The organism is Achromobacter animicus (assembly GCF_902859585.1).
Taxonomy (GTDB): Bacteria; Pseudomonadota; Gammaproteobacteria; order Burkholderiales; family Burkholderiaceae_B; genus Achromobacter; species Achromobacter animicus.
In genome coordinates this window covers 559,526-580,180 of sequence record NZ_CADIJM010000001.1, presented here as the reverse complement: position 1 = coordinate 580,180, position 20,655 = coordinate 559,526, and the positions used below count along the sequence as shown (strand labels likewise).

General features: G+C 67.3%; 15 protein-coding genes. 6 read left to right on the top strand and 9 right to left on the bottom strand.

All coding sequences use genetic code 11. The annotated features are described in order from the left end of the window. Nucleotides 1-4: 4 nt before the first annotated feature. From glgB to glgA, 4 genes are read right to left on the bottom strand one after another with little or no spacing between them, the layout of a single operon-like run. Nucleotides 5-2,209: a 1,4-alpha-glucan branching protein GlgB gene (glgB, locus tag HV681_RS02630; RefSeq protein WP_175121581.1), complete on the bottom strand. Its 2,205-nt coding sequence runs from the start codon at nucleotides 2,207-2,209 to the stop codon at nucleotides 5-7. Beyond that, complete coding sequence (treS, locus tag HV681_RS02625) at nucleotides 2,206-5,562, bottom strand: maltose alpha-D-glucosyltransferase (protein ID WP_175121580.1); 3,357 nt, start codon at nucleotides 5,560-5,562, stop codon at nucleotides 2,206-2,208. Before treS ends, glgB begins: the two co-directional genes overlap by 4 nt. A gap of 17 nt (nucleotides 5,563-5,579) precedes the next feature. After that, nucleotides 5,580-8,777: an alpha-1,4-glucan--maltose-1-phosphate maltosyltransferase gene (locus tag HV681_RS02620; protein ID WP_175121579.1), complete on the bottom strand. Its 3,198-nt coding sequence runs from the start codon at nucleotides 8,775-8,777 to the stop codon at nucleotides 5,580-5,582. Nucleotides 8,778-8,789: 12 nt separating this feature from the next. Further along, nucleotides 8,790-10,358 carry a glycogen synthase GlgA gene (gene glgA, locus HV681_RS02615; RefSeq protein WP_175121578.1) on the bottom strand — a complete coding sequence of 523 codons (1,569 nt, stop codon included), beginning with the start codon at nucleotides 10,356-10,358 and terminating at the stop codon, nucleotides 8,790-8,792. Nucleotides 10,359-10,644: 286 nt separating this feature from the next. On the opposite strand from glgA, the gene HV681_RS02610 reads away from it, so the two are divergent. The 6 genes from HV681_RS02610 (at nucleotide 10,645) to HV681_RS02585 (ending at nucleotide 15,737) form a co-directional block, all read left to right on the top strand. Further along, nucleotides 10,645-12,417 (top strand): thiamine pyrophosphate-requiring protein, encoded by a 1,773-nt coding sequence (locus tag HV681_RS02610; protein WP_175121577.1) that lies wholly within the window; start codon nucleotides 10,645-10,647, stop codon nucleotides 12,415-12,417. 40 nt (nucleotides 12,418-12,457) lie between these two features. Further along, nucleotides 12,458-12,658, top strand: coding sequence for a hypothetical protein (locus HV681_RS02605; protein WP_175121576.1), 201 nt, complete (start codon nucleotides 12,458-12,460; stop codon nucleotides 12,656-12,658). 88 nt (nucleotides 12,659-12,746) lie between these two features. After that, entirely contained in the window at nucleotides 12,747-13,088 is a 342-nt protein-coding gene (locus HV681_RS02600) for an ElaB/YgaM/YqjD family protein (protein WP_175121575.1), read from the top strand. 213 nt (nucleotides 13,089-13,301) lie between these two features. Beyond that, on the top strand, nucleotides 13,302-13,730 hold the full coding sequence (locus HV681_RS02595) for a PRC-barrel domain-containing protein (protein WP_175121574.1): 429 nt from the start codon (nucleotides 13,302-13,304) through the stop codon (nucleotides 13,728-13,730). A 37-nt stretch (nucleotides 13,731-13,767) separates the two neighbouring features. Further along, nucleotides 13,768-14,454, top strand: a complete 687-nt coding sequence (locus tag HV681_RS02590) for a PIG-L family deacetylase (RefSeq protein ID WP_175121573.1) — start codon at nucleotides 13,768-13,770, stop codon at nucleotides 14,452-14,454. A 176-nt stretch (nucleotides 14,455-14,630) separates the two neighbouring features. After that, the gene (locus HV681_RS02585; RefSeq protein WP_175121572.1) at nucleotides 14,631-15,737 is read left to right on the top strand and encodes a DUF748 domain-containing protein; all 1,107 of its coding nucleotides are present in this window, start codon (nucleotides 14,631-14,633) and stop codon (nucleotides 15,735-15,737) included. A gap of 38 nt (nucleotides 15,738-15,775) precedes the next feature. On the opposite strand, the gene HV681_RS02580 is transcribed toward HV681_RS02585, so the two are convergent. From HV681_RS02580 to HV681_RS02560, 5 genes are read right to left on the bottom strand one after another with little or no spacing between them, the layout of a single operon-like run. After that, on the bottom strand, nucleotides 15,776-16,534 hold the full coding sequence (locus HV681_RS02580) for an alpha/beta hydrolase family protein (RefSeq protein WP_175121571.1): 759 nt from the start codon (nucleotides 16,532-16,534) through the stop codon (nucleotides 15,776-15,778). After that, the gene (locus tag HV681_RS02575; protein ID WP_175121570.1) at nucleotides 16,521-17,651 is read right to left on the bottom strand and encodes a DUF3182 family protein; all 1,131 of its coding nucleotides are present in this window, start codon (nucleotides 17,649-17,651) and stop codon (nucleotides 16,521-16,523) included. Before HV681_RS02575 ends, HV681_RS02580 begins: the two co-directional genes overlap by 14 nt. 8 nt (nucleotides 17,652-17,659) lie before the next feature. Next, nucleotides 17,660-18,661 carry a lysylphosphatidylglycerol synthase domain-containing protein gene (locus tag HV681_RS02570; protein WP_175121569.1) on the bottom strand — a complete coding sequence of 334 codons (1,002 nt, stop codon included), beginning with the start codon at nucleotides 18,659-18,661 and terminating at the stop codon, nucleotides 17,660-17,662. Continuing rightward, entirely contained in the window at nucleotides 18,658-19,848 is a 1,191-nt protein-coding gene (gene clsB, locus HV681_RS02565; RefSeq protein ID WP_175121568.1) for a cardiolipin synthase ClsB, read from the bottom strand. Before clsB ends, HV681_RS02570 begins: the two co-directional genes overlap by 4 nt. After that, on the bottom strand, nucleotides 19,845-20,612 hold the full coding sequence (locus tag HV681_RS02560; RefSeq protein ID WP_175121567.1) for an endonuclease/exonuclease/phosphatase family protein: 768 nt from the start codon (nucleotides 20,610-20,612) through the stop codon (nucleotides 19,845-19,847). The genes clsB and HV681_RS02560 overlap by 4 nt, the downstream gene beginning before the upstream one ends. Nucleotides 20,613-20,655: the final 43 nt, after the last annotated feature.

Sequence of the window (20,655 nt, the reverse complement as noted above, 5' to 3'; positions counted from 1 at the left end):
GGATTCAGCCTTCGTGCATCAGGAAGAGGGTCGAGAGAGGCGGCAGGGTGAGCGACAGGGCCTGCGGCTGCCCATGGGCAGCCATGTCGCCGGTGTGAGCCCCGCCCTGGTTGCCCTGGCCGGACCCGCCGTAGTGGGACGCATCGGTGTTCAGCCGTTCGGCCCAGCGGCCGGCGCGCGGAACGCCAATGCGGTAATCGTGCCGGGTGACCGGCGTGAAGTTCGACACCACCAGCATCTGCTGCTGGCCGTCGGTGCGCAGGAAGGCGAGGACGCTGTTGTCCTGATCGTCCAGGATCGTCCACGCGAAACCCGACGGGTCCGCATCCCGCGCGTGCAGCGCCGGCACGTCGCGATACAGCCGGTTCAGGTCGGCCACCAGGCGCTGGATGCCCAGGTGGCCGGCGTGGTCCAGCAGGTTCCAGTTCAGCGTGGCGTCGTGGTTCCATTCGGTGGGCTGGGCCAGTTCGCCGCCCATGAACAGCAGCTTCTTGCCGGGGTGCGCCCACATGAAGCCGTAGTACGCGCGCAGATTGGCCAGCCGGGTCTGCGTGTCGCCGGGCATCTTGCCCAGCAGCGAACCCTTGCCGTGCACCACTTCGTCATGCGACAGCGGCAGGATGAAGCGCTCACTGAAGGCATACACCATGCCGAACGTGATGTCGTGGTGGTGGTAGCGGCGATGGATGGGATCCTGCGACAGATAGCGCAGCGTGTCGTGCATCCAGCCCATGTTCCATTTGTAGTGAAACCCGAGGCCGCCTTCCGACACGGGCGCGGTCACGCCCGGCCACGCGGTCGATTCCTCGGCCACCATGATCGCGTCGGGCACCTCGGCGCGCACGGTGTCGTTCAACTCCTGCAGGAATTGGACGGCTTCCAGGTTTTCGCGGCCGCCATAGCGGTTGGGGATCCATTCACCAGGCTGACGGCTGTAGTCGCGGTAGAGCATCGACGCCACGGCGTCCACCCGCAGCCCGTCGATATGAAAACGCCGCAGCCAATGCATCGCGCTGGCGATCATGAAGGCCTTCACCTCGTTGCGGCCCAGGTTGTAGACCATGGTGTGCCAGTCGGGGTGATAGCCTTCGCGCGGGTCCTCGTATTCATAGAGCGAGGTGCCGTCGAAGGCGGCCAGCCCGTGCGCATCGTCCGGGAAGTGGGCGGGCACCCAATCCAGAATCACGCCGATGCCTGCCGCGTGGCAGCGGTCGATGAAACGCGCGAAGGCCTCGGGCGGGCCGTAGCGCGCGGTCGGCGCAAACATGCCCAGGGGCTGATAGCCCCACGAGCCGCCGAACGGATGCTCCATGATCGGCATCAGCTCAAGATGCGTGAACCCCATGGCGCGGGCGTAGCCGGGCAGCTTGTCGGCCATCTGGTCCCAGCCGCAGACGCCAGACTCGCAGTCTGCCCAGGACCCGGCGTGGACTTCGTAAATGGAGATGGGGGCATCGGGCGACTGACGCGCGCCGCGTCCGTGCATCCAGTCTTCATCGGACCAAGTGTAGGGCGCGGGGTCGTCCACGATCGAAGCCGTGGCCGGCGCCATCTCGCTGCGCCGCGCCATCGGATCGGCCTTCATGAACTGGTTGCCGTTGCGGTCGGTGATCGCGAACTTGTAGCGTTCGCCAGGCCGCACGCCCGGAATGAAGATCTCCCAGACGCCTGCCGCATGGCGCAGCCGCATGCCATGGCGGCGGGCGTCCCAGCCGTTGAAGTCGCCCGCCACGGCGACGCGTCGGGCGTTGGGCGCCCAGACCGCGCAGCGCAGGCCGCTGACGCCGTCGACTTCGACCAGATGCGCGCCCAGCGCCTCGCCGGCCTCGCGCCAGGCGCCTTGCGCCAGCCGTTGCAGCGTGGTGTCGTCGAGCAGCGCGCCGAAGGCGTACGGGTCCGCGGTGATCTGCTCGGCCGCCGGCCATTGGATCGCCAGGCGGTACGACGACCCGTCACCCGCCTGCGCGTAGGGCACGCGGCCGATGAACAGACCTTGCGCCTGCTCCGTCAATGCCGTGCGTTCGCCGTCCGGATCCAGGACCGCCACCTTTGAGGCGCCGGGCACGAAGACGCGCAGCCAGCGGTTCTGCGGGCCCAGCACGCCGAACGGATTGTCATGCAGCCCGTGGGCCAGCGCGGTGAGTTCCTGCGGGTTGATATGACCCTCCGCCACATCGGCGGAGGGCGAAGAGGTTTGAGCTCCGCTCATGGCGTTTTTCCTTCAGCGTCGATGGCGGCGGAAAGCAGGACGCTGCGCGCCAGTTCGGTCAGGGCGCACAGCGGAATCGAGATCCAGTCCGGACGGTGGGCGGCTTCGTAGCTGACTTCGTAGGCGGCCTTTTCAAGCTGCGCCAGCGTCAGCAGCGTGTTCTCGCGGTCCGCGCCGTCGGCCAGGTCTCCACCGCGCGCGCCGCGGTAACCCTGCAGGAAGGCGGCGCACGCCTGCTGCCGGAACCGCGACAAAAGTGCGTCGCGTTGTTCGGCCGGCGCAACGGTCGGCGCCGGCACCTCGTCCGCGCCCGCGTTGGCGTCCAGATGCGCGCCGCCGATGAGGTCGGTGCGCGCAATGGATGCCGCCGCGTAGTCGAACGAGCGCAGCATGCCGGCCACGTCCTTGTACGGCGAGGCCAGCGCGCGCCGCGCCTCCAGGCTGCTGATCGGTTCGCCCTCGAAGTCGATGAGGTACGCGTCCGTCTGCGCGACCAGCACCTGGCCCAGGTGGAAGTCGCCATGGATGCGCAGCCAGGGCGACCCGGCTTCGGCCTGCGCCATGGCGGACACCCGCTCGGCCAGGCGCGCGTGATGCTCGAAGAACCATTCGGCGCAGGCGCGCGACGGCTCTTCTAGCTTGTCCAGCGCGGTCCGCAGGTTCTTTTCGGCGCGGTCCAGCAGCGCGCGCACCTGTTCGGCCCGGGCCTCGGCGTCGGCCTCGCTGGCCGGGCGCGACTGGAAGCCGGCGTCATCGGTGGGCGCCGCCAGCACCGTGTGCATCTGGCCCAGGCGCTCGCCGATGGTTGCGGCCATCACCGCGTAGCCCTGCAGCGTTTCCTCGTACTCCTCGGGCGACGTCCCCACCAGCAGCGCGTTGGCCAGCGTGCGCTTCAGGAAGTCCAGCGTCCAGCTCCAGGCATCGCCCTCGTTGGGCACGTAGCCGTGCGCCACCGCCAAGGTATGCACGATCCCGTCGGCGTCCATGCGCTGCACTTCGCCCAGCAGCGGCGGAATGTTGCCGTAGCCCGCGCGGGTCAGGTAGCGCGTCATTTCCGATTCCGGAGACAGGCCCGGCTGCACGCTGCGGATGATCTTCAGGATGACTTGGTTGCCGACGATGACCGAGCTGTTGGACTGTTCGCCCGACAACCAATGCATGTCCACGTCGCCATCGAAGTCCATGTCTTTCAGGCCGGCCTCGGGCAGGAAGCGGATCACGCCCGGCTTGTCGCCCGGCTTGCCGCCGCTGCGTCCGTCCAGCTCCGCACCGGCCTGCATGGCCTTGAGCGTGCTGCGCACGAACCCCGGCTGCAGGAAGGCGTCGGCCAGCACACCGACCTCGGCGCCGCGGCGCACGCGGGCAATCGCGTACTGGATGACGGCGGTTTCGTCCCAGACCAGCACGAAGGGCGCCTGCGCACGGATACCCTTGGCGCCGTCCTCGGGCTCGATCTCGGCCCAGTAGTATTCGCCGTCCGCCGATTCGAACGGGGTGGCGTAGGCCAGGCGCGCACGAGAGGGTGGTTCGGAGCCGGGAAACCAGCGCTGGCGCGCCAGATACTGCGGCAGGATTTCACGTTCCAGCGTGGCGCGCGACGCATCGGTCAGCGCCGCGCCACCGCGCGTCTTGAGCACCAGCGTGATCAGTTCGGGCATCTGTTCGGGCGCCGTCGCATGCCATCCGGGCGGCGCGGCGTCCTGGCTGAGGTCCATCCAGTAAAAGCCGTAGGGCGGCAACGTCAGCAGGTAAGGCAGTTCACCGATGGCGGGGAAGGGCGTGCCGCCCAGCATCTCCACCGGCACCCGGCCATTGAACTCCTGCATGTGAAGCTCGACCGGCTGCGCCGCGTTCGACAGGTTGGCGACGCACAGGATCGTGGTGTCTTCCCATTGCCGCAGGTAGGCCAGGATCTTGCGGTTGCCGGCAAAGATGAAACGCAGCGTGCCGCGCCCGAAGGCATGGCTTTGGCCGCGTTGCGCCAGCAGGCGGCGCGTCCAGTTCAGCAGTGAATGCGGGTCGCGCTGCTGCGCCTCGACGTTGACGGCCTCGTAACCGTACAAGGGGCCCATCAACACCGGCAGCGGCAGGCGCTCCGGATCGGCGCGAGAGAAACCGCCATTGCGGTCCGGCGACCATTGCATCGGCGTGCGTACACCATCGCGGTCGCCCAGATGCACGTTGTCGCCCATGCCCAGTTCGTCGCCGTAGTACAGCACCGGCGTGCCGGGCATCGACAGCAGCAGGCTGTTCATCAGCTCGACGCGGCGGCGGTCACGCTCGAGCAGCGGCGCGAGGCGGCGGCGGATGCCCAGGTTGATCCGGGCGCGCGGCTCGGCGGCATAGACATTCCACAGGTAATCGCGTTCGCGGCTGGTCACCATTTCCAGCGTCAATTCGTCGTGGTTGCGCAGGAAGATGGCCCATTGGCAGGTGGGCGGAATGTCGGGCGTCTGGCGGATGATGTCGGTGATCGGAAAGCGGTCTTCCTGTGCGATCGCCATGTACATCCGCGGCATCAGCGGAAAGTGGAAGGACATGTGGCATTCGTCGCCCGCGCCGAAATACTCTTGCGCGTCTTCGGGCCACTGGTTGGCTTCGGCCAGCAGCAGGCGGCCCGGATACTCGGCTTCGATCACCGCGCGGATCTGCTTGAGCACGTCATGCGTCTCGGGCAGGTTCTCGTTGTTGGTGCCTTCGCGCTCGACCAGGTAGGGCACCGCGTCCAGGCGCAAACCATCCACGCCCATGTCCAGCCAATAGCGCATGACGGACAGCACTTCCTTGAGCACCTGCGGGTTGTCGTAGTTCAGGTCAGGCTGATGCGAATAGAAGCGGTGCCAGAAATAGGCGTTGGCCACCGGGTCCCAGGTCCAGTTCGACTTTTCGGTGTCGCAGAAGATGATGCGCGTGCCGGCATAAGCCTTGTCGTTGTCGGACCACACATAGAAATTGCGCGCCGCCGAACCGGGCTTGGCCGCGCGCGCCCGTTGAAACCACGGGTGCTGGTCCGACGTATGGTTGACCACGAGCTCGGTGATGATGCGCAGGCCGCGCGCGTGCGCGGCCCGGATCAGCTTGCGCACGTCGGCAATGGTGCCGTAGTCCGGATGCACGCCGCGGTAGTCGGCGATGTCGTAGCCGTCGTCGCGGCGCGGCGAGGGGTAGAAGGGCAACAGCCAGATGGTGTTGACCCCCAGGCTGGCGATGTAGTCCAGCTTGGAGATCAGGCCTGGCAGGTCGCCGACGCCGTCGCCGTTCGAGTCAAAAAAGGATTTGACGTGCAACTGGTAGATGACGGCGTCCTTGTACCAGAGGGGATCGTCCTGAATGGGTTGGGATTTACTCATCATGGCGTTGGGCGCGGGCTTCATCCGTGCAGCGAAAGCCGCCACACGCGATAAGGTTGGTCGGGGGTCAGCGTCAGCGTGCGGTGCTTCTCGTGCCAGGTCTCGCGGGTTTCCGTCAGCAGGTCTTCGGCCGACAGCTGGCCGGCATCGGCCTCGCCGAACAGCCAGAACGGCGCCTCGACCCGCGTCTGCTGCGCCTGGAACGGATCCAGGCTGATGACGGCCAGCACTACGTTGCCGTGGCCCGGCGTGGACTTGTAGAACGCGAGCACACGGTTGTTGGTGCTGGTGGTCAGCGTCAGGCCGCGATGCGTCTGCAACGCCGGATTGGCGCGTCGGATCTGGTTCAGGCGTGTGATTTCGGCGCGGATGTTGCCCGGCGCGTGCCAGTCGCGCTGGCGCAGTTCGTATTTTTCGGAGTCCAGATACTCTTCCTTGCCCGGCAGCGCCGCGCCTTCGCAAAGCTCGAAGCCGCTGTAGACGCCCCACAGGCCCGACCCCAGCGCGGCCAGCGCCGAGCGGATCAGAAAGCCCGGGCGTCCCGAGGTCTGCAGGAAGAACGGGTTGATGTCCGGCGTGTTCACAAAGAAATGCGGCCGGAAGAAGTCGGCCGCGGGCGGCGACGAGATCTCCTGCAGATAGGCTTCCAGTTCGGCCCGCTCGTTGCGCCACGTGAAGTAGGTGTACGACTGCGTGAAGCCGATCTTCGCCAGGCGGTACATCATCTTCGGGCGCGTGAAGGCCTCGGACAGAAAGATGACGTCCGGGTGCTTGGCCTGGACCTCGCAGATCAGCCACTGCCAGAACGGCAGCGGCTTGGTGTGGGGATTGTCGACGCGGAAGATGCGAACGCCATGGTTCACCCAGAACAGCACCACGTCGCGCAGCGCGCGCCACAGGCCCAGCTTGCGTCCGCGGCGATTCTGCCCGCCATAGAAGGACACGTTGACAATGTCCTCGTACTTTTTGGGCGGATTCTCGGCGTAGCGCAGCGATCCGTCGGGCCGCCACGAGAACCAGTCCGGATGCTGGGCCAGCCACGGGTGGTCCGGCGAGCATTGGATGGCAAAGTCCAGCGCGATCTCCATGCCGTGCTGCGCGGCGGCATCCACCAGGTTCAGGAACTCCGTGAGCGTACCCAGCGCGGGCTCGATCGCGTCGTGCCCGCCACTTTGCGCGCCGATGGCGTAAGGACTGCCCACGTCGCCGGGCTCGGCGCGCAGGCTGTTGTTGCGCCCCTTGCGGTTGCGCTGGCCGATCGGATGGATGGGCGGCATGTACAGCACATCGAAGCCCATCTCGCGCACGTCGGGCAGCCGCGCGATCACGTCGTCGAAGGTGCCGTGGCGCCCGGGTTCGGCGGCTTGCGATCGTGGAAAAAGCTCGTACCAGCTTGAATGGCAAGCCTGGACGCGGTCCACCCAGACCGGGTAGGCAATGACGGTGACGGCTTCAAACGGATGGTCGTCCAGTTCGTGCATGGCCCGCGCCAGCGCGGGATCGAGCAGCACGGCGACTTGCTCGGCCGTCGGCGGAACGGGGTTGGCCAAGTCGGCGTCCGCAAAGGCGGCCAGCGCCTTACGCACCGGCTCCGCGTCAGCGCCGGCGGGTGAGCCCGCCTGCGCCCGCGCCAGGGCATCCCGCAGCAGCGCCAGGCCCTCGTGCACTTCCAGGCTCAGGTCGCGGCCGGCCTGGTGCTTGACCTCGATGTCATGCGTAAATGTGTGCCACGCGTCAAACCAGGCGGCGACGACGAATTCATGCGCGCCGATGCGGCGCGGCCGGAAGGGGGCCTCCCAGCGGTCGTTCAGGCCGCGCGTCATGGGCACGGTGTGCCAACGGGCCTCGTCCTTGGCGCGCCAGCGCACTTCAGCGGCCAGCTGATCGTGGCCGTCCATGAAGATGTCGGCCTGCACGGCGATGCGCGCGTGCGGAATGGTCTTGACGGGATAGGCCCCGCCATCGACGGCCGGACTGATGTTCTCCAGCGCAACGCGCTGGTTGGCCAGATCATCGGCCCGGGTGCGGTGATGGCGCACGGCGTCGCGCACCGGCTGCGTCGGCTGGAACATCAGCATCGCGCACTCGCCGCCCGCCAGATCGTTGGCCTGATTCTGCAGACCGGTGGGCGGGGTGAACGGCACGAGATCTGCCGGCGGCAGCATAGGCGCCAGCGCGTCCCAGTCCATCGCCGCATCCTGGGTGGCCGAGGGGTTGATCGCCAGCGCCAGCGTGGCGCCGTCGCCCGCGTCGCGCAACAGCGCCGTGCAACTGCCATCGCGGCCGCCCAGCATGCACAGTGGCCCCTTCAGCCGCGGTCCGGCAAACCAGGCGTTCACCGTTTCCACATCCGGCAGCCGCCGTTCGTCCTCGTCCGTCAGCATCAAGCCATCGCCGGTGACGGCCGCGCTCCAGATGGCGCGTCTGCCGTCCTCCGTTGGGCGCAGCGCACCGGACTGCGGCGGCGCCGCGATGACCTCGCCGATGGCGCGCAGCCGCGCGTCTTCTTCGGCCAGCCATGAAGACTTGAAGTCCCACCACGGCAGCGACGAGAACGCCGCGTCGAACGACGCGTCGCGCAAGGCCGCCAGATCCGCGGGCGACAGACCGGGTGTCCACGCCAGCAGCCGCACGTCGGGATTCTGTGCACGCAGCGCGCCGCCCAACTCACGCCAAGCCTCTGCCGGCAAGCGGTGGGGCGCCTGGAAAACCAGCCCTTTCACGCCGCTACGGGCCCAGCCCAGCAGACGTTCCGTCCACGCGGTCAGAAATCCGGGGGGCAGGGCGCCTTCGGGCAAATGCAGCACCCCCCGCTCTTCCTGCGTCAGCCGCGGATCGCGCGCGGGTTCTTCGTGCAGCGAGCGGTACCAGCCCGGCGCGGCGGTTGCCGCCACGGCATTGCGCGCGCTGCGGTCCAGAATCACATCCACGAACAGCGCCAATCCATGCGCCGACAATTGCGCCGAGGCCTGCGTGTACCACTCGATGATCGGCGTTGCCTGCCCATCCCGCATCGCCGTGTCGGCGTCCTGCGCGGCCAGCGAACCCGGCTGCGGCCCAGTCAGCCAGGGGGCCGGCACCAGCACGGCGTTGAAGCCGCGTTGGGCAAGCCGTTTGCTCAGCGCCTGGACGGCGGCTTCGCCGTCCGGCAGGCCGTTGCGGGCGTGATAAAGACGTATCGGGGCGCGGGACGGCGCGGGGACGGCGGGATGGGACACCGGTGTCGCTCCTTAGATGGCGGCTGGCATGGCGCCACCTGTGCGCGGCTGGCGGCGGTTGACGGCGGAAACGCTGGCCGGCTGCAAGGCAGGGGCGGGCGCTGCATCGCGGTAGTTCGGCTCGACCAGCGACCGGTACAGGCTGGCGTACAGGCTGACGGCGGCGCGCCAGCCGAAGTCGGTGTTCATCGCGTTGCGCTGCATCAGCCGCCACAGAATGCCGTGGGCGCGCAGATCGATTGCGCGCTCGATGGCGGCGCTCATCGCCTGCGGCGTGTCGCCTTCGAAGAGCAGGCCGGTGGCCGATGACATGGCCGAGAGCGGCGCGCGCGGGCCCGGGTCCTGGATGGTGTCGGCCATGCCGCCAACGCGCGACCCGATGGGCAGCGTGCCATAGCGCATGGCGTAGAGCGGCGTCAGGCCGAAAGGCTCGAAGCGGCTGGCGTGCAGCAAGATGTCGGACCCCGCGTGCAGGCGATGGGCGATGCCCTCGTCGTAGCCGATGTGGGTGCTGCAGCGCCCCGGGTAGCGCCGGGCGATGTCCTGCAACGCTTCTTCAAGCCGGTGGTCACCCTGGCCCAGGATTGCGATCTGCAGGTTGGGGTGGCGGTCCAGCGCTTCCGGTAGCGCGTGCACGGCGACGTCCGCCATTTTCTGTTCAGTCAGGCGGTTGCCCATGCCCATCAGCGTCGCGCCCGGATCCGGGCGCAGGCCGAACTCGCGCTGCAGCGCGGCCTTGCAGTGGATCTTGTTGGTCAGGTCGCGGACGGAATAGCGATGGCTGCGCAGGTACGGATCACGCGCAGGATTCCACAGCACGTCGTCGATGCCGTTCGGAATCGGCAACAGGTCGTCCGCACGGCTGCGCAACAGCTCGTCCAGGCCGCACCCGAATGCGGGGGTCATGATCTCGCGGGCGTACGTGTGGCTGACCGTCGTCACGCGGTCGGCGTAGCGGATGCCAGCCTTCAGGAAATTGAGCTGGCCCCAGGCCTGCGCCCCGTCATCGTTGCGGGCCCATTCCGGCACCCCGAATTCGTCCGCGTGGGCCATCGGGAACAGGCCCTGGAACGCGAGGTTGTGAATGGTCATCACGCTTTTGACGTCCGGCAGGTCTGCGGCGCGGAGCAGCAGCGGCACCAGACCGGCGTGCCAATCGTGCGCGTGCACCAGTGTGGGGCGCATGACGCCCGGCAGGCCAGCCGCCACGCGCACGGCAGCGTGCGCCAGCGCCGCATAGCGCAGTCCATTGTCCGGATGTTCCTTGCCGTGCTCGTCGACATACAGGCCGCCGCGGTCATACAGGGCATCGTTTTCCAGAATCAGGTAGTCGATGCCGGACTGCGGGCACTTGCCTTCCAGCAGCGCGGCCGGGCCGCCCGGCAGGTCCTGCAGCGTGGCAACCTGGCGGACGCGGTTCAGCTTGGCTTTTACGCCCCGATACCCGGGCAACATCACGCTCAGGGGCATTCGCGCCTCGATCAGCGCGCGCGCCATCCCCGTTATCGCATCCCCCAGGCCGCCTGTTTTGGCCAGAGGGAAAGCTTCTCCCGCCACGATCAGGATTCTCGTCTTTGCCATGCTTGCTCCAGTTGATAGGCCGGTCGAGACAGTTGCGACTCGATCGCGATTACGCCGAGGCCTCTCCTTACGCAAGCGCTGTGCCCAAACCATGGCCCGCACTAAAAATTGCGCAATGCAGCAGAAATACCTGTCATCCAAATGATGGACAGGCGGCGCGCGCAACGCTTATCGCCCGAGCGCTTTGTAATTTTTATCTGCGCACGACCTCCCAAATTCCCATCGGGGCCAGGAACGGCGGTTGCTGAATGCAGTCGCTTTCAACGACGACCGCCGGGAGAAATGTATGGAAACAGTGTCGGACTTCGTGTTGAAGCGGCTGTCGCAGTGGGGTGTGCGCAAGGTGTACGGTTACCCCGGCGATGGCATCAACGGGCTCATCGGCGCCTTCGGCCGCACCGAGGAGCCGCTGGAATTCATCCAGGCCCGTCACGAGGAAAGCGCGGCATTCATGGCCTGCGCGCACGCAAAGTTCACCGGTCAGGTGGGGGTGTGCCTGGCGACGTCAGGGCCGGGCGCCATCCACCTGCTCAATGGTCTGTATGACGCCAAGCTGGATCACCAGCCGGTAGTCGCGCTGGTCGGGCAGCAGGCGCGCAGCGCACTGGGCGGCGACTACCAGCAGGAGGTCGACCTGATCAGCCTGTTCAAGGATGTGGCGCACGACTATGTGCAGATGGCGACGACCGCCGAGCAGGCGCGTCACATCGTGGATCGCGCCATGCGCATCGCCCTGGAGCGCCGCAGCGTCACCTGCGTCATCTTTCCGAACGACGTGCAGGATCTGCCGGCCGTGCCGGTGCCGCCGCGCGAGCACGGCACGGTGCACACCGGCATTGGCATCACATCCCACGCCGCCGTGCCGGGGCCGGACGCGCTGCGCAACGCGGCCGACATCCTGAATCGCGGCGAAAAGGTGGCGATCCTGGTCGGGGCCGGCGCGCTGCAGGCGGGCGAACAGGTCAGCCAGGTCGCCGAGCTGCTGGGCGCGGGCGTGGCCAAGGCGCTGCTGGGCAAGGCCGTGCTGCCGGACAGCCTGCCTTATGTGACGGGCGCCATCGGCCTGCTGGGCACGCAGCCCAGCTGGGACATGATGAACGAGTGCGACACGCTACTGATGGTGGGAACGTCGTTTCCGTACGCGGAATTCCTGCCCCAGGAAGGCCAGGCGCGCGCGGTGCAGATCGACCTCGACGGGCGCAAGCTCAGTCTGCGCTATCCCGTCGAAATCGGCCTGGTGGGTGATAGCCGGCTGACGCTGGAGGCGTTGATTCCGCTGCTGGAACCCAAGAAAGCGCGCCGCTGGCGTGACCGGATAGAAAAGCAGGTGTCCGCCTGGCGCGAGACGGTGCATGCCCGCGCCATGGTCGACGCCAAGCCGATCAATCCCCAGCGGCCGTTCCTGGAGCTGTCCAAGCGGCTGCCGCCGCAGACCATCCTGACGTGCGATTCGGGCTCGGCCGCAAACTGGTACGCGCGCAACGTCGACATTCAGGCGGGCATGATGGGATCGGTGTCGGGCGGGCTGGCCACGATGGGTTGCGGCGTGCCGTACGCCATCGCGGCGAAGGAGGCCTATCCCGACAGGCCGGTCATCGCGCTGGTGGGCGACGGCGCCATGCAGATGCTGGGCATCAACGAACTGATCACTATCGCCCATCGCTGGAAGGACTGGAGCAACCCCACGCTGGTCGTCATGGTGCTGAACAACGGTGACCTGAACCTGGTGACGTGGGAGCAGCGGGTGATGGGCGGTGATCCGCGTTTTCCGGATTCGCAGTGGCTGCCCAAGTTTTCGTATGCGGAGTATGGCCGGATGCTGGGCCTTGAAGGCATCCGGGTCGACAGCCCCGACGACGTGGGCCCCGCGTGGGACCGCGCCCTGACAGCAGGACGTCCGGTGGTGCTGGAGATGGTGACCGATCCCGAGATGCCGCCGTTGCCCCCGCACATTCCGGCCAAACAGATCGGCGCGTACTTCAAGGCATTGCGCAAGGAAGATGCCGCCTCGGGCGGCGCCGCGCTTCGCGCCACGATCAAGCAATGGTGGGCGGGCTGACACGCCGGCCCGACGATCTTTTCATTTCAGGAGGCACATCATGGCAAATACCGGAGGGACGAGTTCCCAACAGCCCGGGCAGGGCGGTCAGCAAACGCCCGACCATTCGCCCGCCGAACAACCCAAGCCGGATGTCCCGGAAACGGGCAAGGACGAGAAAGGCAACTGGCCTCCCGACAGCATTCCGAATCCCATGCCGGGTCTGGACCCGCAGCAGACGCCGGGCATCGACCATCTGTGACGGTCCTGCAAGGCATGCGGCCTGCGGGCCGCGCTCCGCGTGCGCCGTGCCGCGGGGGGAGCGACCCGCAGTTTTTCAAGGAGAACTCATGAACAAGCGAGATAGGCTGCGCGATATGTTTCACTCGTCGGACACGTCTTCGCAAACGATGCGTGACCTGATTTCGGGCACCGAGGATCTGCTGCGCAGCACTGCCAGCTACAGCGGATCCGAAATCGAATCCGCGCGCGACAAGCTCAAGCAGCGGCTGGACGCCGCGCGCGATCAGGCACGAGGCTGGGAACGCGCTGCGTGGTCGCGGGCACGCGAGGTATCGCACGCGACGGACGACTACGTGCATGAAAACGCCTGGAAGAGCATCGCAGGCGCGGTGCTGCTGGGCGTGCTGGCCGGCATCTGCATGATGTCGGATCACGGCAAGCGCCGGTAACGCCCGCCGGGCGCAACGCCACCGCCGGGGCCGGGTCTGCGCAGTGCAGGGCCGGCCCCGGCATTTTTGTGGGGACGAATGTAAAAAATGCCGCTGCTTCGGGCGCCGGTCCCAGGCAGGCGGGAGTCTGCGGCTTTGGCACACGGCTTGCTTGATGGTGGTCCGCGTGGCGAGCCGTTCGCCACGCGGACCATTCATCGAAGGAGACTCACCATGAACCAACCATTGACGGGCGCCGGCCAGGCGCAAGGTGAAACCAAGATCGTGGGCGGCCCGAAGAGCGATCCAAGCGGACCCGGACCGGAAGTCATGGCGGCCAGCACCCTGGAAGGCAACGACGTGTACAACCCCGCCGGCGAAACGCTGGGCAGCATCCAGGAAATCATGGTGGACGTGCCACGCGGCCGTATTGCGTATGCCGTGCTGTCGCGCGGCGGCATCCTTGGCATCGGCGACAAGCTGTACGCCATTCCGTGGAGCGCGCTCACGTTGGATACCGACCGCAAGTGCTTCGTGCTGAATGTGGACAAGGACGTGCTCAAGAACGCGGAGGGGTTCGACAAGGACAATTGGCCCAGCATGGCGGACGAGACCTGGGCGCGCGGCATCCATCAGTACTACAACCAACCCCCGTACTGGTAAGCCGGACAGCGAGGACGGGATGCTTCGAGAAGGCAGAGTGGTCGCGGTTTCTTCCTGCTTCAACGACGCTGTCGTCAGTTGTGCGGGGCTGCTCGCCGCGCGTCCGGACAGCACCGTTCTGACGGTGTACTCCGGCTTGCCGTTGGTGGCCGAAGCGAACACCGCGGCGGACCGCGACTGCGGTGTCAAGAACGGCCGGCAGGCCGTTCTTGACCGCCGGGCCCGCAACGATCGCGCCTTGTCGCTGCTTGGCGTGCGGGGCGTGCAGATGGATTTACTGCACGACGAGTATCTGGAAAGCGGCGAGGAGGGACGCCTGACGGGCGCATTGGCCGCGGCAGTGTCCGCCCTGCGGCCGCGTGTCGTTCTGATGCCGCTTGGACTGTGCACTGCCGCGCACGTGCGCGTGTCCGAGGCTTGCCTGACCCTGCGCGCGCTGTTCCACCGCGTGGAGTGGGTGACCTACGAAGAGGTCGCGGAGGCCGAGCCGGGGGCCGTCCAGCAACGCCTGGCCGATTTGCTGGGCCGCAGGATCCTGGCCTCGCCGCTGGATGTCGGGCCGGAGGTTGACGTCGGCCGCGCCCGGCAACGCGCATTGGCCGCACGCAGCAGCCTGGCGCTTGATCCGCTCGATGCGCAGCAGAGTGACATGTCGCTGGCAGGCGCGTCGGCCTTCCGTCCCGAACGCTACTGGCGCCTGTCGTGGCGGCGAGACAAGGTTTGAGGCGTAGAACGGATTGAGGCATCCTTGCGCCGCAAACCGTCTCATCCTTATCGAGCATTGATGAACGATTGCGCATCCCGGACGATGGTCAGGTTGCGCCGGCCGCCGCGCCTCGCTATGGTGCAAGGCATGCGGCGGCTTTCGCGCCGACGTCCCCTACAACTTCGGAAACCATAATGAGTTCGAACGCAGCCGACGCGCGAGGCCGGTCACGCTGGGGTACCGCCCTGGCGATTTTGCTGTTGATTGGCGCGGTGATCGCGGTACTGGCGCTGGCCGCCACCCGCGTGGTCGAGCAGCGCATCGCCAGCATGCTGGGTCCGCGCAGCCAGGTCGGCAACGTGCAGGTTGGCCTGCATCAGGTGGTGCTGACAGACGTCGCCGTGCCGGGCGCGTCCGGGCAACCCGGCGCGCGTGCCCGGCGCGTTGAACTTGAACCGGAATGGACCGCTTTCCTGCGCCGCGAGGCCGTGTTCAAGCGGATCATCGTCGAAGGTTTCGACTTCGCCGTGGTGCGCAATCCCGACGGCGACATGCAGATTTCTCCCGCGTTGCAGGCGGCGCTGCGCGCCGGCGACGGCGATGGCAAGACCCGGCGCAACGGTCCCATCCGCGTGGCCGAGCTCATCCTGCGCGATGGGCGCCTGGATTATCTGGACGGCGCAGTGTCCAAGCCGCCGCATCGCATTCCGTTCAAGGACGTGCAGGCTCACCTGCAGCCCGTCGTGATACCTGGCGACGGCACGGCCAGCGACCTGGAATTCACCGGCAAGGTCGAAGACAACCGCAACGGCGAGGCCACCGTGCGGGCAAAGGGCAAGCTGGTGGTGGGCGGTGCGGACGCCGACATCACGGTGGCGGTGCGCAACATGGATATCCGCCATGCGGCGCCCTATCTGGCCGATAACGGCGCGGGCTCGCTGTCCGGCGGCTCCATGGACCTGGACATGAAGACAGCCATCGCGCGCCGCGAACTCAAGGCGTCGGGCACTGTGGCGTTGCACAACCTGAAGTTCAGCGGCGACGGCAGCCTCTTTTCATTGCCGCGCAAGGCGGTGCTGGCGGCCATGAAGGACAAGAGCGGAGTCATCCGGTTTGAATTCGCACTGGCCGGCAGCCTGGACAACCCCAAGTTCTCGGTCACGCGCGGATTTTCCGCGCAGGTGGCGCGCGGGTTCGGGCACGCCATCGGGGTAGGGGCAGAAGGCGCGGCGGAAGGCGTGGCGGGCGCCGTCAAGGAACTTGGCGACGCGCTGTCGGACATGCTGAGCCCGAAGCCCTGATCTGCCGTCGCCCGGCTTGCCGTTGCCGCCGGCCGCGGCTACGGCACAGGCCGCGCCCGGCCGACCCGCGCGCCCATCACCATCTCCGTCACCCAGTTCACCAGGATCGAGGTGTAGGCCTGCTGCGAGGCCTTATCGGTCAGCGCATGGTCCGCGCCGTCCAGGATGCGGTGCGTCAGCGAATGCGACCTGCGAAACGCCGACCGGTAATTCATGATCGTGGAGTGCGGGATATAGACATCGTGCTCAGCCTCCACGATCAGCACATCGCCCGTGAAGTTGGCGCAACACGACAGCGCGCGGTTGCTTTCGGGTTCAATGTGGGAGTTGCGGTAGGCGCGAAGGGTCTCGCGGTTGAGCTGGTTCTTGGGCAGCATCCATTCGTCGTCGCGGTACAGCGCGGGCACGTGCAGGCCCAGCCAGCGCACGCGGCGCAGGCCGGTCAGGATGGCGGCCAGGTAGCCGCCGTAGCTGCTGCCCACCACCGCCACCGAGCCGCTGTCCAGCGACGGATGCGCTGCCAGCCGGTCGTAGGCGGCCATCACGTCGCGCAGGTTGTCGTCGCGCGAGACCTGCATCTGCTGCGCCTGAGTGGCGGCATGGCCGCGCAGGTCGAACGTGAGGCAGACGCAGCCCAGCGCGGCGATGCCCTTGGCGCGGGCCAGGTCGAATTTCTGGTCGCCGCCCCAGCCGTGAATGAACAGCACGCCCGGCACCTTGCTTTCGGGCGTGAGAAAGGTGCCGGCCAGCCGCTGGTCCGCCACCTCGATGTCGATTGGGTCGCTAAAGGCGGCCATTGTCGTCCTCCAGGATGCCCCCCGATTTGGTGATCATACCCACGGCGGAATCCTCGCCGCGATACACGTATTGCTCCGAGGTGGGCGCCGGTTCGTCCGCGCCGTAGCGTTCGCGCGTAAAGGCGGACACCGACTTGAGCGACGGGGACAGCATGAAGGCCTGCAATGCGGAAAGCTCCGCGATGCTGGCGCCGCCGGCTCGCCACGATTGCTCGAGCACGCCCGCGCGGGGCTCGCCGCGGGCATTCTGGCCGATCGCCACGTCGTAGTTGCGGCGCGACGCGAAGAAGTCGGGATACGCGGTGGATACCGCCGTGTCGTAGCGGCAGCTCAGGTCCACTGCCTGCCGTTCTTCGTCAGACAGGTTCAACGCCCGCAGTTCGTCGAACCCACCGCGCGCGAATGTCAGCGCCGAGCCGCCGTACACCGGCTCGCCGTTGTTGTCCCGGGTGAGGCTTTGCGTGCCCACGTACGACGCTTCCAGCTTGCCCACGCGGATCCAGCCCACACTGTAGGTCGCGATCTGCGCCAGGTCTTCTTCCAGCACCAGCCCCAGCCGGCGCATGGTGGCGGCGTCCTGGCCGTTCAGCGCAGCGCGCAGTTCCTGCGCATTGCGCACGACGACCTGGCCGCGCCCGGCGTTGGCGTCGGCCGGCTTGAGCCGCAGCGCGCCCGCCTGCAGCAGACGTTCGCCCGCGCGCTGCGCATCGTCCAGCGTGAACGCGGTGTACCCGCGCAACACGACCTCATCCAGCTCGCCGGCCAGCGGGCGCACCCAGCCCTGCGGCGATTTCGCCTGCGCGTCGACGACGCCATGGGTGATGGATTTGGTCGCCACGAAGGCGTGCGGCGTCACCCCGCCAAACAAGTCGGCCGCGCGCTTGATGCCCAGTTTGTTCGCGCGGGCCAGGCTGGTGATGCTGCGATCGGGCACGTAGTAGGGCGGCGGCTCGCCACGATTGCGGGTCGGCCGGAAGTCCGGCACGAAGCGCCGGCCCAGCAATGCCGCGATCCGCAACGCCAGCGCCTCCTGCGACGCAATTTCATGTTCGGACGCGCCGGTGCGCCGGGGGTAGGCGGCGACGGTGCCTGCTGAGTCGGGTTGGGGTCGATTCATGGCGGGCCTCATGGCAGATGGCGAGCCTGACCGGGGGGAGCGGCTTCTCCCTTGCGTTTGCGCATGCCCAGTTTCAGCTCGATCAAGGGATAGGCCACCAGCGCCAGGCACAACGGCGCCAGCGCATACACCGCGCGGTACGCCAGCGCCGCGCCGAGCACTTCGGTGGGCGGAATCTGCGAACCCAGCGCGGCCACGAAGATGGCCTCGGTGGTGCCCAGGCCGCCGGGCACGCGGGTGATGACTGACGCGAAGCTGGTGCACAACAGGATGCCGAGCACCGCGGGGTAGCTCGCCTTGCCCTGCAACAGCACAAAGCAGATGGCGCCCATCAGGGACCAGGACAGCGCGGCCACGGCGCATTGCGCCACCGCCATGCGGGCGCGCGGCAAGGTGATGTGGTGGCCCATCCAGGTGACGCTGCGGCGCTTGGCCCTCGCGCATGTCACCACGTAGGCGATCCCGAACGCCAGCAGGGCTAGACCCAGCAGACGCAACATCCCGGAGCCGATTTCCCAGCCTGCCGGCACCGGCACCACGCCCAAGGCGAACACGATGCCCGCCAGCCACGCATAGCCGATCCAGTTCGATGCCGCCGCAAACAGGGCGACGCGCGTCGCCACAGACTTGCGGCAGCCCAGCCGGGTGTACAGCCGCAGACGGGCACCCAGGCCGCCCACCAGCACGCCCAGGTTCAGGTTCAGCGCGTAGCTCAGCATCGCCACGCCCAGCGCTTTCGGCGCGGGCAGGTGATGGCGCGTGTACTTTTTGCCAAGCAGATCCAGGCTGCCATAGGCAAGGTAACCCGCCACCACCAGGCCGGCCGCAATGGCAATGGTCTGGCCGGGAATCTTGCGCATCGCCACCCACACCTGCGGCCAGTCCACGGACCGCCCAAAGTAATAAAGCAGGCCGGCCACCACGATCAGGACCAGCACGGGCAGGATGCGCTTGATCCGCGGCCAGCGGCGCCGCAGGGCCCGCATGGGCGACGAGTGCAGGATCTTCATGCCGTCTCCCTGCCGGTGTCCGCCGTGACGGTCTGCAGGCGCGGCTTGTGCGCCGGGAGGCTGCCGGCCCATGCGGGAAAGCGCCGCAGAAAGTGGAACACCACCACCCCGAGCCACAGGCGGCGCAACCGTCGCCGCGAGTTCTTGGGCATTTCGACGGGGCGGCAGTCCTCTGCAATCAGCCGGTCCAGGCTCTTGCGCAGGGCCGCATTCAGCGACGCGTCGCGCACCACGACGTTTGCTTCCAGATTGAGCGCAAGACTCAGGGGGTCCAGATTGCTGGAGCCGATCGTCGACCAGTCCTCGTCCACGCACGCCACCTTGCCGTGCAGCGGCTGCTTGCAGTACTCGTGGATCTCCACGCCGTTGTCCATCAGGTAGTCGTAGAGCATCGAGGCGGCCAGCCGGGCGACCAGCACGTCGGGTTCGCCCTGCAGCAGCAGGCGCACGCGCACCCCGCGGCGGGCGGCCTTCACCAGATCCCGCAGCAGGTGGTAGCCGGGAAAGAAGTACGCATTGGCAATCAGCACGTCCGAGCGTGCCGAGCGCACGCCCGCGCGGTAGTAGCGTTCAATGTCGCTGCGATGACTGACGTTGTCGCGCACCACGAGCCGGCCCCCGCCGTCGCCGGCGGGCAGCGGATCCATGCGCGCGGGACGGCGCCGCAGTCCGCGCTTGCCCTTGCCGAGCGCCGCGCGCGCGTAGTCGGCAATGTCGGCCGCCAGCGGGCCTTCCACCAGAACGGCGTAGTCCTGTTTCGCTTCCGGTCCGTAATCGGGCAGGTGGTCCGCGGAAAAGTTGATGCCGCCGATGAAGGAGCGTTGGCGGTCGACGGCCACGATCTTGCGGTGCATGCGCCGGAACACGTTCGTGCGCACGCCCAGAAAGCGCGGACGCGGATCAAAGACGTGAAAGCGCACGCCGGCCTCCGTCATGGCGCCGATGAAGGCCTCACTCAGTTCGTCGGAGCCGTAACCGTCGACCAGCAGGTCGACGCTGACGCCCCGGCGCGCCGCGCGGATGAGGGCCTGCTGGATCTCTTTGCCGACGACGTCGTCGAACAGGATGAAGGTTTCCACCAGCACTTCGCTGGCCGCCGAGTCAATGGCCTCGACGACCGCGGGAAAGTACTCCGTGCCGTTTTCCAGCAGGGTGTATCGGTTGTTTTCGCGCCAGCCCAGGTTCATAGCGCAATCTCCGCGCAAATTGGCACATGATCGGAAAGGCGAGACCACACGCGGGACGCCAGCGGCACCGGCTGCCAGTCACGCACGCTGCGCACATAGATGCGGTCCAGCCGCAGCAGCGGCCAGCGCGCGGGAAACGTCCGCGCGGGCCGGCCCAACCGCGAGGTGAATACCTCCGAGGTCCCGCACTCGCGCATCAAGGCATCAGCGCGCAGCCGCCAGTCGTTGAAGTCGCCGGCAATCAGCAGCGGGTCGTCGGCCGGCACGTCGTTCGACACCAGCTTGCACAAGCGGCGCAGTTGCTCGCCGCGATGACGCTCGAGCAGGCCCAGATGCACGCATATCGCATGCACGGGCGAGGCGAGGGCAGGGGGCCGCAGCACGCAGTGCAGCAGACCGCGCCCCTCGTGGCCGTCCACGCTCACGTCGTGGTTGTGGTGACTTTCGATCGGGTAGCGCGACAGGATGGCATTGCCATGGTGACCTTCCGGATAAACGGCGTTCTGGCCGTAGGCAAAGTCCGTCCACAACGTGTCGGCCAGGAACTCGTACTGGGACTGCGCCGGCCATGACTCGTGGCGGCCGGCATGCGTCTGATGTTCACCCAGGACTTCCTGCAGGAACACCACGTCCGGCTTTGCGGTGCGCAATGCCTCCCGCAGGTCGTGCAGCATGAAGCGGCGGTTGAAACTGGTAAAGCCCTTGTGGGTATTGACCGTCAGCACCGTCAGCGTCGTGGTGTCGAGGGAATGCGAAGCGGGCATGAAAACTCCGGCAGATGCGATCCGTCGGTTTGAGCAAGTGGCG